At 31.2% G+C, this 14342-nt stretch carries 11 protein-coding genes and 1 tRNA gene; 6 read left to right on the forward strand and 6 right to left on the reverse strand.

What is annotated here, in order from left to right; translation table 11 throughout:
• The first annotated feature begins 129 nt into the window (after positions 1 to 129).
• The 3 genes from MBM09_RS00310 to MBM09_RS00320 all read left to right on the forward strand — a co-directional run bounded on the left by MBM09_RS00310 (position 130) and on the right by MBM09_RS00320 (position 2845).
• Entirely contained in the window at positions 130 to 801 is a 672-nt protein-coding gene (locus MBM09_RS00310) for a hypothetical protein (protein WP_238674837.1), read from the forward strand.
• 633 nt (positions 802 to 1434) lie between these two features.
• Positions 1435 to 2205 (forward strand): sensor histidine kinase, encoded by a 771-nt coding sequence (locus tag MBM09_RS00315; RefSeq protein ID WP_238674839.1) that lies wholly within the window; start codon positions 1435 to 1437, stop codon positions 2203 to 2205.
• On the forward strand, positions 2192 to 2845 hold the full coding sequence (locus tag MBM09_RS00320; protein WP_238674841.1) for a response regulator transcription factor: 654 nt from the start codon (positions 2192 to 2194) through the stop codon (positions 2843 to 2845). Before MBM09_RS00315 ends, MBM09_RS00320 begins: the two co-directional genes overlap by 14 nt.
• Positions 2846 to 2896: 51 nt before the next feature.
• Here the strand turns inward: MBM09_RS00320 and infB are convergent, their stop codons facing one another.
• The 3 genes from infB to rimP are packed head-to-tail and all read right to left on the reverse strand — an operon-like array spanning position 2897 to position 7353.
• On the reverse strand, positions 2897 to 5620 hold the full coding sequence (gene infB / locus MBM09_RS00325; RefSeq protein WP_238674843.1) for a translation initiation factor IF-2: 2724 nt from the start codon (positions 5618 to 5620) through the stop codon (positions 2897 to 2899).
• Between the two features lie 29 nt (positions 5621 to 5649).
• The gene (gene nusA / locus MBM09_RS00330; protein WP_238674845.1) at positions 5650 to 6882 is read right to left on the reverse strand and encodes a transcription termination factor NusA; all 1233 of its coding nucleotides are present in this window, start codon (positions 6880 to 6882) and stop codon (positions 5650 to 5652) included.
• A 9-nt stretch (positions 6883 to 6891) separates the two neighbouring features.
• Positions 6892 to 7353 (reverse strand): ribosome assembly cofactor RimP, encoded by a 462-nt coding sequence (rimP, locus tag MBM09_RS00335; RefSeq protein ID WP_238674846.1) that lies wholly within the window; start codon positions 7351 to 7353, stop codon positions 6892 to 6894.
• Positions 7354 to 7488: 135 nt separating this feature from the next.
• Here rimP and MBM09_RS00340 point away from each other — a divergent pair, with 135 nt between their 5' ends.
• The gene (locus MBM09_RS00340; protein WP_238674848.1) at positions 7489 to 8313 is read left to right on the forward strand and encodes a universal stress protein; all 825 of its coding nucleotides are present in this window, start codon (positions 7489 to 7491) and stop codon (positions 8311 to 8313) included.
• A gap of 56 nt (positions 8314 to 8369) precedes the next feature.
• Here the strand turns inward: MBM09_RS00340 and MBM09_RS00345 are convergent.
• Positions 8370 to 8442: transfer RNA gene (locus tag MBM09_RS00345), tRNA-Gln, on the reverse strand.
• A 150-nt stretch (positions 8443 to 8592) separates the two neighbouring features.
• Between MBM09_RS00345 and MBM09_RS00350 the strand changes: the two genes are divergently transcribed.
• On the forward strand, positions 8593 to 11901 hold the full coding sequence (locus MBM09_RS00350; RefSeq protein WP_238674851.1) for a protein O-mannosyl-transferase family: 3309 nt from the start codon (positions 8593 to 8595) through the stop codon (positions 11899 to 11901).
• Positions 11902 to 11912: 11 nt separating this feature from the next.
• Entirely contained in the window at positions 11913 to 12551 is a 639-nt protein-coding gene (locus MBM09_RS00355; protein WP_238674852.1) for a polysaccharide deacetylase family protein, read from the forward strand.
• Here the strand turns inward: MBM09_RS00355 and MBM09_RS00360 are convergent.
• Together MBM09_RS00360 and MBM09_RS00365 are read right to left on the reverse strand one after the other, a co-directional pair.
• Positions 12548 to 12844 carry a co-chaperone YbbN gene (locus MBM09_RS00360; RefSeq protein WP_238674854.1) on the reverse strand — a complete coding sequence of 99 codons (297 nt, stop codon included), beginning with the start codon at positions 12842 to 12844 and terminating at the stop codon, positions 12548 to 12550. The two genes, MBM09_RS00355 and MBM09_RS00360, sit on opposite strands and share 4 nt — an antisense overlap.
• Before the next feature lie 143 nt (positions 12845 to 12987).
• On the reverse strand, positions 12988 to 14217 hold the full coding sequence (locus MBM09_RS00365) for a metallophosphoesterase (RefSeq protein ID WP_238674856.1): 1230 nt from the start codon (positions 14215 to 14217) through the stop codon (positions 12988 to 12990).
• Positions 14218 to 14342 lie beyond the last annotated feature (125 nt).

The following is a 14342-nucleotide window of genomic DNA, read 5'->3' on the forward strand; positions in this document are numbered from 1 at the left end:
AGTATACTTTAATTTTATAAATAACTGATTAACAGATATTTATTTTAAATTTACTAATTAGATAAAATTAAGATGTGTAAAATCGATTAATAAAACTTGTAGCTTTGTAATAAACAAAAACCTTAAATAATGAAGTATCCAACATTCTTAAAAATTTTAGTTTTCATAACAATACCTGTATGCATGTATTCATGCAAAGAAGAAAACAGCAAAACACCTCCTAAACAAATTATTACTATTGATGAAGCTGTTAATATGTTTAAAACAGAAATGAATGTAAAAAGTAAAGTCGTTAATCCTTTACTACAAAAAATTTATAAAGACAGTACTTTTGAAGATACTCAGTTTGCTTGGTTTTCTTTAGAAGAAATGAAAGCATACATTAATTATATTGAAGCTGTACAAATGGAAAATCCAGATCAAAAAGTATCTGGTATTAGAGTTTATTTTGGAAGATATAATGAAACATCAAAAAAGTTTGCAAACCAGCAATCTGTATTTTTGGTACCTACGGTTGCCAATTCTGGTATTAACTCTAAGTACGAAAACTTAAATCATCTACCATTTGGCATTATTCCAGATAACCCTGAAAACCCAATTAAAGGAACATATACAGTATTAAATCAATTGGTTTTAAATACAGATGACAAAAATAGCCGTATTAAAAACTTTCAAAAAAACTCAAACAATAAACAAGAGGCCAATTTTAGCTTTTTCCTTAAAAATTCAAATGCTCTAAAAACAACCAGTTTAATATTAAATGAAGGAGAATTAGCCCCACCTCCAAAAAAAGAAGATTAGATAAATGCTTTTTGAAATATCCTTTTTAGATATAAAATATACTATTAAATATGTTGAGCTTATTACAGCCATAATAGGCTCGATTTATTTTTTTAAATATAAACATACCTTTTTAAGATACTTTTTAGTTTTATTATGGTTAGTTGTGTTTATTGAATTTTTTGGCAAATATTACTATAGTGTTTTTGGCTCAAATTACATTGTTTACAATATATACCATCTAATAAATTTTATTTTTTTATTAATCCTTTTTAAAGCTTATATACAAAACATCAAACACAAAAAATGGATTCATTATTTTATAATAATATATCTAATATCATTTTTTGGTAACCTTTTTTTTCAAAATTACTTTACCCAAATTCAAACAATTCCTTTTATTATTGGTGCTATTCTAGTTATTATTAGCATTTTATTCTACTTTTTAGAAGTTCTAAATACAGAAAAAGTTCTATATGTTTCAAAAAACCTATTATTTTGGATAAGTGTTGGCTTACTACTCTATTTTGTTGGAAAAATACCAACTAGAATCATAAAAAATTATTGGGAAAAAATATCTTATTATGAGAGCATTTATATTATTGAATACATTTTAAGTATTGTAATGAATATTTGTTTTATTATTGGTTTTATATGCAGCAAGAAAGACAAGCAATATTAGCAGCCGTTATTACATTAGTACTATTATGTACTATTTTGATTATACTTTTTTTGGTATTTCAAAAAAGAAAAAATGCATTAATCACAAAACAAAAAGAATCTGAAAAACGTTTTGAACAAGAGATAGCAAAAACTCAAATAGAAATAAGGGAAGAAACCTTTAGAGCTATTAGCTGGGAACTGCATGATAACATTGGCCAATTAATGACTCTAGCAAAAATACAGCTTCAAAATAGTGAAGGTATTGGTATTGAAGACACCTTAATTACACTTAACAAAGGCCTAAAAGAACTTAGAGCTTTATCTAAGTCTATTAGTCCAGAAACTCTTAAAAACATTTCTTTAGTTTCTGCAATTAAGCAAGAAATTGAAAGACTTAATAAATTAGGATACATTAAGGCAGGATTTAATATTATTGGAGAAGAAATACCTTTGAATAGTGATGTTGAAATTGTATTTTTTAGAATTATACAAGAATTTCTTTCAAACACTTTAAAACATGCTAAAGCTACTAAGTTAAATATAGTAATAACGTTTGCAGAAAATACCATTACAATTTTAGCCAAAGATAATGGTAGAGGTTTCACAGAAAACAAAGAAAACTATAGCGGCATGGGAATTAAAAACATTATTAAAAGAGCCCAACTAGTTAATGCTAGAGCCACTTTAAACTCTATAGAAAACGAAGGCACAGAATTAAAGATTTTTTACAAACTAAAAGATTTGCAAAATGAAACCTTATAGTATTGTTATTGTAGAAGATTATGTATTGCTTTCTCAAGCAATAAGTGAACTTGTAAATTCTTTTGAAAATTTTAAAGTTCTTTATTTATGCAAAAACGGTAAAGAATTAATCACTAAATTAAAGTCTCCTAAAAATATCCCCGATATCATTTTAATGGATGTAAATATGCCTATAATGAATGGTATTGAAACTACTCTCTACTTAAAAGAACATTATCCAGATATTAAAGTAATTGCTTTATCTGTAGTTGAAGAAGACCAAATTATTATTAAAATGCTTAAAGCTGGTGCAAAAGGATACCTGCTAAAAGATGTTGAGAAAAAAACCCTAGAGTATGCTTTGAATGAAGTTATAAAAAATGGTTATTATCATACTAAAAATGTATCTAACATTTTAATAAATGCCTTAAATGATAATTTTAATAAACTACCAAAATTAAAAGATAGAGAAATTGAATTTATAAAATTGGTGTGTACAGAACTTACTTATAACGAAATTGCTAAAAAAATGTTTCTAAGCCCTAAAACCATTGATGGCTATAGAGATTCGCTATTTGAAAAATTAGAAGTAAAAAATAGAATTGGCTTAGTTATTTATGCTATAAAACACAAGATTTTTAAAATCCCTACCAACTCTTAAAATTATTAAATCAATAAAAAAGAAATTAAAATAAACTGAATATTAATCAGTTTATTTTAATTTCTTTTTAACCTCAACTTCATGGAAAGCTTCAATAATATCACCTTCTTTAATATCGTTGTAGTTTTTAATTTGCATACCACAATCGTAACCTTTACTTACTTCCTTAACGTCATCCTTAAATCGTTTTAATGACGATAATTCACCTGTGTAAACAACTACACCATCACGTATTAATCTTATACCAGATGACCTAAGAATTTTACCATTGGTTACCATACAACCAGCAATAGTTCCAATTTTAGAAACTTTAAAGATCTCTCTAATTTCTGCTGTACCAGTAATCTCCTCTTTAAGTTCAGGAGACAACATACCTTCCATAGCATCTTTAAGATCGTTAATGGCATCATATATAATAGAGTATGTTCTAATATCAATTTCTTCTTTATCAGCAATCATTCTTGCATTTCCAACTGGTCTAACGTTAAACCCTATAATTATTGCATCAGATGCTGTAGCTAATAAAACATCACTTTCAGTAATTGCTCCTACGCCTTTATGAATTATATTAACATGAATTTCTTCGGTTGATAATTTTTGGAAAGAATCTGTTAATGCTTCTACAGAACCATCCACATCACCTTTAAGAATAATATTCAATTCTTGGAAATCACCAAGCGCTATACGTCTACCTATTTCATCAAGCGTTATATGACGCTGAGTTCTAACTGACTGCTCTCGTTGTAATTGAGCACGTTTTGCAGCAATTTGTTTTGCTTCGCGTTCGTCTTCAAATACATTAAATTTATCACCCGCTTGTGGCGCACCATCTAATCCAAGAATAGATACTGGTGTTGAAGGACCCGCAGCTTCTACATCATTTCCACGTTCATCATGCATGGCTTTAACCTTACCACTATTTCTTCCAGCTAAAACATAATCACCTACACGAAGTGTTCCTGCTTGTACTAATATAGTTGATACATATCCACGACCTTTATCTAAAAATGCTTCTACAACTGTACCTACTGCTGGTTTATTTGGATTTGCTTTTAACTCTAACAATTCAGCTTCAAGCAATACTTTTTCTAATAATTCTTTTACACCAGTTCCTACTTTTGCTGAAATATCATGAGATTGAATTTTACCACCCCAGTCTTCAACCAATAAGTTCATTTGTGCTAAACCTTCTTTAATCTTTTCTGGATTAGCATCTGGTTTATCAATTTTATTAATAGCAAAAACAATAGGAACGCCTGCAGCCTGAGCATGTGAAATAGCCTCTTTTGTTTGCGGCATAATATCATCATCTGCTGCTGCAACAATAATAGCTATATCTGTTACTTGCGCTCCACGTGCACGCATTGCCGTAAAGGCTTCGTGACCTGGAGTATCTAAAAATGCTATTTTTTGACCGTTTGATAATTCTACACCATAAGCACCTATGTGCTGTGTAATTCCACCAGATTCTCCCGCAATCACATTTTCCTCACGGATGTAATCTAGTAATGATGTTTTACCATGATCTACATGTCCCATTACAGTTACAATTGGCGCACGTGTTTCTAAATCTTCTGGTTTATCTTCTACCTCTTCGATAGATTCTTCGATATCAGCAGTTACAAATTCAACTTGGTACCCAAATTCATCTGCAACTATAGATAGTGTTTCTGCATCTAAACGCTGGTTCATGGTTACCATCATACCAAGCGACATACATGCTGAAATAATTTCGGTTACTCCAACATTCATCATTGTTGCAACTTCACTAGCTGTTACAAACTCGGTAACTTTAAGTATTTTACTTTCCGCAGCTTCTATTTGTTGATCAATCTCAGTCTGTTCTCTGTGTTGATCTCTTTTATCTCTTCTATATTTAGCGCCTTTTCCTTTGCTTGATTTTCCTTGAAGTTTCTCAAGTGTTTCACGCACTTGTTTTTTTACATCCTCTTCACTAGGCTCTTCTTTTACAATATTTCGACGACCTTGTCCTGGTTTTCCTTTAAATCTATTGTTTCCGCCAGATTTATTTCCTCCTCTGTTATCTTGTGGCGCTCCAGCTTTACTTATACGACGACGTTTTCTTTTGTTTGCCGCTCCTGCATCACCAGATTTAGCATCTGGTTTTTTATCTTCTTTCTTTTTCTTTGGCTTATTAAATTTTGTTAAATCAATTTTATCTCCCGCAATTTTAGGACCGCTAAGCTTTTTATATTGAGTTTTTACTTTCTCTTCTGGTGTAACCAATTCGCCATCAATCTCAACAGGTTTTTCTTTTGAAACTGGTTTAACAACTTCTTTTGGTTTTTCCTCAACTTTTTTAGGCTCAGACTTAGGAGGTTTAGGAGTTTCCTCTTTAGCTTTTACAGGTTCTTCTTTAGGAACGACTGGTTTCTCTTCAGCCTTTTTAGGCTCTAAATCTATTTTACCTACTTTTTTAGGACCACTAAGTGTTTTTGAAGCTTTAACAACTTCTTCCTTTTGAGCTTTTTCTCGGGCTTCTTGGGCTTTTTGCTTAGCTTCTAATTCTTGTTCACGTTTAATACGTAAATCTTCTTTTTCCTTTAGCTTAGCTTCACTTACTTCTTGAGACTTAACTTTTTTACTAGCGTCTGTTTCGAATTCATCTGAAAGAATTTTATAAGTTTCTTCAGATATTTTCGTAGTTGGACGCTTCTCTATGTCGACACCTTTAGAATCTAAAAATTCTACAGCACGATCTAGAGATATGTTAAGTTCTCTTAATACTTTATTTAATCTAATTGTTTCAGCCATAAATTGCCTTTAAAATACTCAAATATATGTTATTCTTCGAATTCCTCTCGTAAAATCCTAATAACGTCGTTAATTGTTTCTTCTTCTAAATCTGTTCTCTTAACTAAATCATCAACTTCCTGTTCTAAAATGCTTTTAGCAGTATCTAATCCAGCTTTACTAAATTCATCAATTATCCATCCTTCAATTTCATCAGAGAATTCTCTTAACTCAACGTCTTCTTCTGCACCTTCTCTAAACACATCAATCTCATAACCAGTTAATTGACCTGCTAAACGGATGTTATGACCACCTCTACCAATAGCTTTACTAACTTCTTCTGGTTTTAGAATAACTTCTGCACGCTTAGTTTCTTCATCAATTTTTATTGATGTTACACGCGCAGGACTTAATGCTCTTGTAATGTATAATTGTAAATTATTTGTGTAATTAATTACATCTATATTTTCGTTTCCTAACTCACGAACAATGCCATGAATTCTTGATCCTTTCATACCAACACAAGCTCCTACAGGATCTATTCTATCGTCATAAGAATCTACAGCCACTTTTGCTTTTTCACCTGGTATTCTTACTACATTTTTAATAGTAATTAAACCATCAAAAACTTCTGGAATTTCTTGTTCAAACAACTTCTCTAAAAACATTGGGGAGCTTCTAGACATTATAATAGTTGGTTTAGCACCTTTAAGCTCTACACTATCTATAACACCTCTAACATTATCTCCTTTTCTAAAGAAATCTGAAGGAATTTGTCTGTCTTTTGGTAATACAATTTCATTACCTTCATCATCTAACAAAATAACTGCTCTGTGACGAATATGATGTACTTCTGCAGTATAAATTTCGCCAACTAAATCTTTAAATTGTTTATAGATTATCGTGTTGTCGTGTTCGTGAATTTTAGAAATTAGGTTTTGACGTAATGCTAAAATAGCACGTCTTCCTAAATCTATAAGTTTTACTTCTTCAGACACATCTTCTCCAACTTCAAAATCTGGCTCAATTTTTCGTGCTTCGCTTAATGAGATTTCTTGGTTTGGTTCTTCAACCTCACCATCAGCTACCACTATTCTATTTCTCCAAATTTCTAAATCTCCTTTATCTGGGTTTACAATAATATCAAAATTATCGTCATCACCGTATTTCTTTTTTAAGGCGCTTCTAAACACGTCTTCTAAAATTGCCATTAACGTTACTCTGTCAATTAGCTTATCGTCTTTAAATTCTGAAAAAGATTCAATTAACGCGACATTTTCCATAACTCTGATTTAAAATTTTATCATAACTTTTGCTTCTACAATATCTTCGTAAGCGATTTTCGCTTCCTTTTTTACAGTTATTTTGCCTTTACCAACTGGTTTAGGCTCTCTAACTTTCCATTCTAGTGTAATTTCTTTATCTGTTGCTTCTGTAAGTACGCCTTCAATTTCACTTGAAGCTGTTTTTACTTTAAGCGTTCTTTTTAAATTTTTTTTATACTGACGTTTGTGCACTAATGGGGCTGTAGCACCTGCAGACATAACTTCCAAAGAAAAATCTTCTTCTTCTCTATCTAAATTATGCTCAATAGCTCTGCTAACAAACATACAATCTTCAACCAAAACACCTTTATCTCCATCTATAATCACTCTTATTTGATTATCATTTCCTAAAGAAAAATCTATTAAAAATAAATCTGGTCTTTCTTTTAAAGCAGTTTCTAGAAGGTTAGTAACTTTAGTTTTGAACATTTTTTAGTATAAAAAGAGGGGACTTTCCGTCCCCTCATTTATTTAATTTCGCCTTTCAACGGTGCAAATATATAACATTTTATTGATTTTTAAAGTAATATTTCATAAATTTAGATACAACTTACTTATGTTATTATGCAAAGAATACTAGTACCAACCGATTTTTCCAGTCAAGCTGAAAATGCTTTAAAAGTAGCTGCTCAATTGGCAAAAAAGCACAATTGCGAAATTTTCTTATTACACATTCTTGAAATCCCTTTAAAAGAAGTAGATCCTTTAAGCTCCTATAGCAGTTTACCTGAAGCCGTTTTTTTTATGAAACTGGCTCATAAAAAATTTGAAGTACTAAAAAATAAAGATTATTTAGAAGGTTTAACTGTGCATGAAACTGTAGACTTCCATGAAATTTTTAAAGGTATTTTTCATGTATGTAAAAAACATAATATAGATTTAATTGTTATGGGCTCCAACGGTGCCAGCGGTTTAAAAGAAATGCTAATTGGGAGCAATACCGAAAAAGTGGTTAGAACTTCTGAAACGCCCGTTATAGTCATTAAAAAAGAACATAATGCTTTTAAGGTCAAGAATTTTGTTTTCGCATCAGACTTTAAAGACGAAAGTAAAGCTGTTTACAAAAAAGCCATTGAATTTGCGAATACTTTGGGCGCCAAAATACATTTACTTTTAGTTATAACACCTGCAAAGTTTATAATTTCGAGTATTGCAGAAAAAAGAATTAAAGATTTTGTAAGCACTTCTAACTTTTCAAATTATACAATAAACATTTACAATGATATAAGTATTGAAAAGGGTATTATGAATTTTTCTCAATCTATAAATGCTGATTTAATTGGAATGAGTACACATGGAAGAAGAGGTATTTCCCACTTTTTTAATGGAAGCATTAGTGAAGACTTAGTAAATCATGCTAAACGCCCAGTGATTACTTTTAAAATTTAAAAAACCTACATATATAAAATAAAAAAAGTCTTCCAGTAATCTGAAAGACTTTTTTGTTGGCCCACTAGGGCTCGAACCTAGACTCTTTGGTACCAAAAACCAACGTGTTGCCAGTTACACCATGGGCCATTCGTATAATGAGGGTGCAAATTTAACACAAAGTTTTATTTTCGCAAGCATTTTTTTAAAAAATAATAGTTAAAACTTAACGTTTACTTAAAAACACATACCGTAACATATTTATTATTAAATTCGCCCAAGTAAATAAACACAATATACATGGCACATTTTAACTATAAAAAATGGAACACTATTTTAGGTTGGTTCTCTTTTTTAATAGCGCTTATTACATATAGTTTAACCGTTGAACCTACGGTAAGTTATTGGGATGCTGGCGAATATATTTTAACAGCATCTAAACTACAGGTTGGTCACCCACCTGGAGCACCATTGTTTCAAATGTTAGGCGCCTTCTTTTCAATATTTACTTTTGGAAACAACGAACTTATTGGTTGGATGATGAATATGATGAGTGCCGTTTCCAGCGCCTTTACTATTTTGTTTATGTTTTGGACGATTACGCTTTTATTAAAAAAAATAACTGGTAATACATCTGAAATCTCTAAACCAAAAGCCTTAGCCATTTTAGGTAGTGGTTTAGTTGGTAGTTTAGCTTTTACTTTTACCGATTCGTTTTGGTTTAATGCGGTAGAAACCGAAGTTTATGCTATGGCTACTCTAATTATGGCGGTTTTATTCTGGTTAGGTTTACGTTGGGAACAAGACATGGATAAACCTCGTGGCAACCGCTGGCTTATTTTAATTGCTTTTGTTATTGGTCTATCGTTTGGAGTTCATTTTATGGGACTTTTAACTATTCCTGCAATTGGGCTTATTTACTATTTTAAAAACTATAAAACTATTACCTTAAAAAATTTCATTATCGCTAATGCAATTTCGGTAGCGGTTTTACTATTTATTTTTAAACTTTTAGCTCCAAATATTCTAAAGATATTTAGTGTTTTTGAAATCTTTTTTGTGAATACCATCGGGCTTCCTTTTAATTCGGGTTCAATAATCGCAGGTATTCTTTTAATAGCTTTAATTAATTTTGCTTTACGTTATACCAGAAAAAAAGGTTTTGTACACTTAAACACAGGTATTCTTTGTTTAACCTTTGTAATTATTGGTTTTTCAACCTGGTTAATGCTACCTATTAGAGCGAATGCTAATGTTGTAATTAACGAAAACAACCCATCAAGTGCCAGAGAATTATTGGCGTATTATAACTTAGAACAATACCCAGAAACACATTTATTTTATGGTCCACAGTTTACAGATCAATATGCATATTTAGATGACAACAACCCGTATGTTGATGATAAACCTAAATATGAAAAAGATTATGAAAAAGGCGAATATGTAATAGTTAATGATTACAAAAACGCTAAACAAAATTACAACTCTAAACACGCGTCTATCTTACCACGTATGTGGAGCGCAGAACATGCTGAAAACTATATGATGTTTTCTGGATTTTTAGATTTTAAGCTAAAACCAGAATATCAAATGGAGAATGAATTGCGTTCAGCAATACGAAATTTTAAAAATGATGTTACTCAAGGCAATATCGATTACGAGGATTACAACAACTTTTTAAAGCGCTTTAAAAGCTATATTGATATTGAAAAACCATCATTAGCAAGTAATATTGCTTACCTTTTTGAGTACCAATTAGGCTATATGTACTGGCGTTATTTTATGTGGAATTTTGCCGGAAGACAAGACGATATTCAAGGACGTTACGATAATCATGGAAATTGGATAACTGGTATTAAATTTTTAGACGAATGGCATTTAGGCTATTCTCAAGATAATTTACCGAGTGATGTAAAAAACAATAAAGCTAGAAACACTTACTATTTACTACCATTAATTTTAGGGCTTATTGGGTTTTTCTTTTTATTCAATAAAGACAAAAAACTGTTTTGGGCGATGCTTGTATTTTTCCTTTTTACTGGAATAGCAATTCAGGTTTACACCAACGTGCGTCCTTTTGAGCCACGTGAGCGAGATTATTCGGTTGTGGGTTCTTTTTATGTATTTGCTCTTTGGATAGGCTTTGGGGTTTATGCTATTTATGATGGCTTAAAAAAATATCTTCCAAAAAAACTAACTGCTCCAATAATATCAGTAGCATGTTTAATATTGGTTCCAGGCATTTTAGCAGCAAACAATTGGGACGATCATGACCGTTCTGATAAATATACTGCCAAAGCCATGGCAAGAATGTATTTAGACTCTTGTGCAGAAAATGCTATTTTATTTACCATTGGAGATAATGATACGTTTGCGCTTTGGTATGCTCAAGAAATTGAAGGTTACAGAACCGATGTACGTGTAGTAAACACTAGTTTATTTCAAACAGATTGGTATATAGACCAAATGAAACGTAAAGCTTATGAAAGCGATCCTATACCATCTCAACTTACACACGACCTGTATAAATATGGTACTAATGATGTTATTTTAATTGATGAAGTAATTAAAGACACATTAGATATAAAATACTTTTTAGATTTTGTGTCTAGTGATAACCCAAGAACAAAATATAAGTATGTACTGGAAAAGAAAGGCTATGATGTTTCTCAAATACCAAGTCATCAACTTAATAGTTCTTATATGCCAACACCTCATTTACGAATTCCTGTAAATAAAGAAAATGCAATAAAATCTGGCATTGTAAAACCTAAAGATGCTGATAATATTGTCCCTTATATTGATATTGAAGTTGAAGGTGGTGCGTTATACAAAAACAGGTTATTAATGTTAGACATTGTAGCTAACAATGATTGGAATCGCCCAATTTATTTTACTGGTGGAAGCTTTGGTGATGACGATTACATCTGGATGAAAGATTATTTACAACTTGATGGTATGTGCTACAAACTAGTACCTATTAAAACACCTGTAGATAGAGCAAATCCTTTTGATATGGGACGTGTAGATAGTGATTTAATGTATGAAAAAGTTAAAAACTGGGATTGGGGTAACAGCGGCAGTCCAGATATTTATCATGATACCGAAACGCGTAAAAACTCTATTACCTACAGAGGCAATCTAGCACGTTTAATTGAACAATTAATTAATGAAGATAAACTAGACAAAGCTGAAGAAATAGCAGATATTGCTATGAACAATATGCCTGTTGATTATTTTGGTTATTATACCCTGTTAGAGCCATACATTAGTGCTTATTATGAAGTTGGAAATAAAGAAAAAGCGCAACGATTATTTAAAGATGTGGCTAAAAAATATCAAGAAAACCTAACCTATTACAGCAGTTTAAAAGTGAAAAGTCAAGAGCGTTTGTTTGAAGAAATTTATACCGATATACAACGTTACAAGGGACTTATTGATGTACTAGTTGAATATGATGTTGATTTTGCAGAAACCGAAGGTGATATTTTTAACAACTACCTAAGAGCATTCAGACACTTTTATGGAGATGATGAACCAGAAGATGAAGTAAGAACAGATAACGATATTCCTGTTGATAGTGGTTTGCAAATAGATACAACTAATTAATGGTATAAGGCATGACCTTTACACCTATTAAAACGCCTTTAGTTGCAAAAAAGTTATTTCCAAATTATGTTTGGGATATCTCAACAACCGAAAAAGTTATTTATTTAACCTTTGATGACGGACCAACACCTGAAATCACAAATTGGACTTTAAGTGTTTTAAAAGAATACAATGCCAAGGCTACTTTTTTTAGCATTGGGAAAAACATTAAAAACCATCCTGATATCTTTCAAAATATATTGAATGATGGGCATGCTATTGGCAACCATACTCAAAACCACATTAAAGGTTGGAAAAATTCCGCGAAAGCGTATTTAAAAAACACTATTGAAGCTCAAGAAGTGATTGATTCACAAAAAATAAGCACCAATCTTTTTAGACCACCTTACGGACAAATAACTCCTAAACAAGGCAAAAAACTAATAGAGTTAGGATATAAAATTGTAATGTGGGATGTTTTATCTTTTGATTGGGATAAAGATATAACCCAGGAAGCCTGTTATAATAATGTAATTTCTAAAGCTAAAAACGGAAGTATTATTGTATTTCATGATAGCGTGAAAGCTTCAAAAAACATGCAATATGCACTACCTAAAGTACTGAAGTATTTTAGTGAAGAAGGATATCGTTTTAAATCATTAGAGTTTTAAAAGTACTGCTGAATAACATCAATAAGTGTGTTCGCATCTTGCTCGCCACTTTGACGCCATTTCATTTCTCCATCTTTATAAATAATTAAAGTTGGTAAGGTTTTAACGCGTAAAGCTTCTGCAAGTTCTTCATTTTTGTCAACATCAATTTTAATAACTTTAGCCTTATCACCCAGAGCTGCAGCTACATCTCGTAATGTAAGATGCATTGCTTCAGATTGATTATTCCATGTTGTATAGAAGTCTAACAAAACAGGAATATCAACATCTATAAGTTCCCCAAATTTTGACATATCTTAATGTTTTAGTTCAAACATCTTATTACAAACCTACGTAATTTTTCGATATAAATGTAAAATACAACAGTTATGTAGGTTCACTCTGCTCTATTTTTAAAAATAAATACTTTCAGAGTAAATATAACATTTCCATGCAATTAAGTTGCACTTGTGCCTTTTTTAAGTTGTATTACGGTAATTTCTGGCCAAATTCCAACACGACCAGGGTAACCTAAATATCCAAAACCTCTGTTTACATTTATGTATTGCCCAAGCTCTTTATAAATACCTGCCCAATATTTATAACGCCATTTTACAGGGCTCCATTTAATCCAACCAGGAATTTCTATTCCAAATTGCATCCCATGAGTATGACCACTTAATGTTAGATGGTAGTGATAATCGTCACGAATAACTTCTTGCTCCCAATGTGATGGGTCGTGACTCATAAGTATTTTAAAATCGTCTTTATCTATGTTCTCAGAAGCTCGTTTTAAGTCACCAGCTTTTTTAAATCCGCCTTTACCCCAATTTTCTACACCAACAATAGCTATACGCTGCCCATCTTTTTCTATAAATCTACTTTCATTTAAAAGCAAATCGAAACCCATATCTTTTTGCAATTGAATTAAATCAGACAGGTTTTTTTCTTTTTCTTCAGCAGTAGGCCAGTTTACATAATCTCCATAATCATGATTTCCTAAAACCGAAAACACACCGTCTTTAGCTTTTAGTGTTCCAAATAAATCTTTCCATGGTAACATCTCAGAAGACTTGTTGTTAACCATATCTCCAGTAAACATAATCACATCAGATTTTTGCTCATTTATAAGGTTTACACCGTAATCTATTTTCTTTTTATTATCAAAACTTCCAGAGTGAATGTCACTTATTTGTGTAATTCTGTAACCATCAAAAGCATCGGGTAAATCTTCAAAATGAAGGGTATAATTTAAAACCTTAAAACGGTATTTACCTTGATACATACCATATAAAAGTGATGCAAAAGGAATGGCTGCAATTCCCATAGCTATCTGGCTAACAAACTTTCTTCGTGATGGCACATGAAAGGTGTTTTTAGAAGAAAAAAACTTACCATAAGTCCCTTCAAAAAATCTAAAAATATCTTCACCCAATAAAATAGGAACAGCAACTAAGTTTAAGGATATAAATGCCAATAAAAAACCAAATGCATAACTTTTAGATGGTGTTAATACACGGCCTTCTGAAAAAGCTAAAAACTGAAATAAAAAGTTACCAATAACCAGAAGAGCTATTCCAAAAAACACATAGTAAACCCAAGTGCTTTTTATCATAGTTTTTATGGCCTGAAAACCATAAATACTAATTATTGTGTAAATAATTAGGAAAATAATCCAACGTAGCATATTTCTTTTTTTGCAAAGATAATGGTATTCTAAATTAATATTTAATAAGTGTGATTTATTTAACTAATTGTTAAGGTTTTAAAACTTAAGCAAGAAATCCAAATCTCATAAGCCGCATTATAAGC

Origin of the sequence: Flaviramulus sp. BrNp1-15 (assembly GCF_022259695.1) — a bacterium.
In the GTDB taxonomy this organism is placed as follows: domain Bacteria; phylum Bacteroidota; class Bacteroidia; order Flavobacteriales; family Flavobacteriaceae; genus BrNp1-15.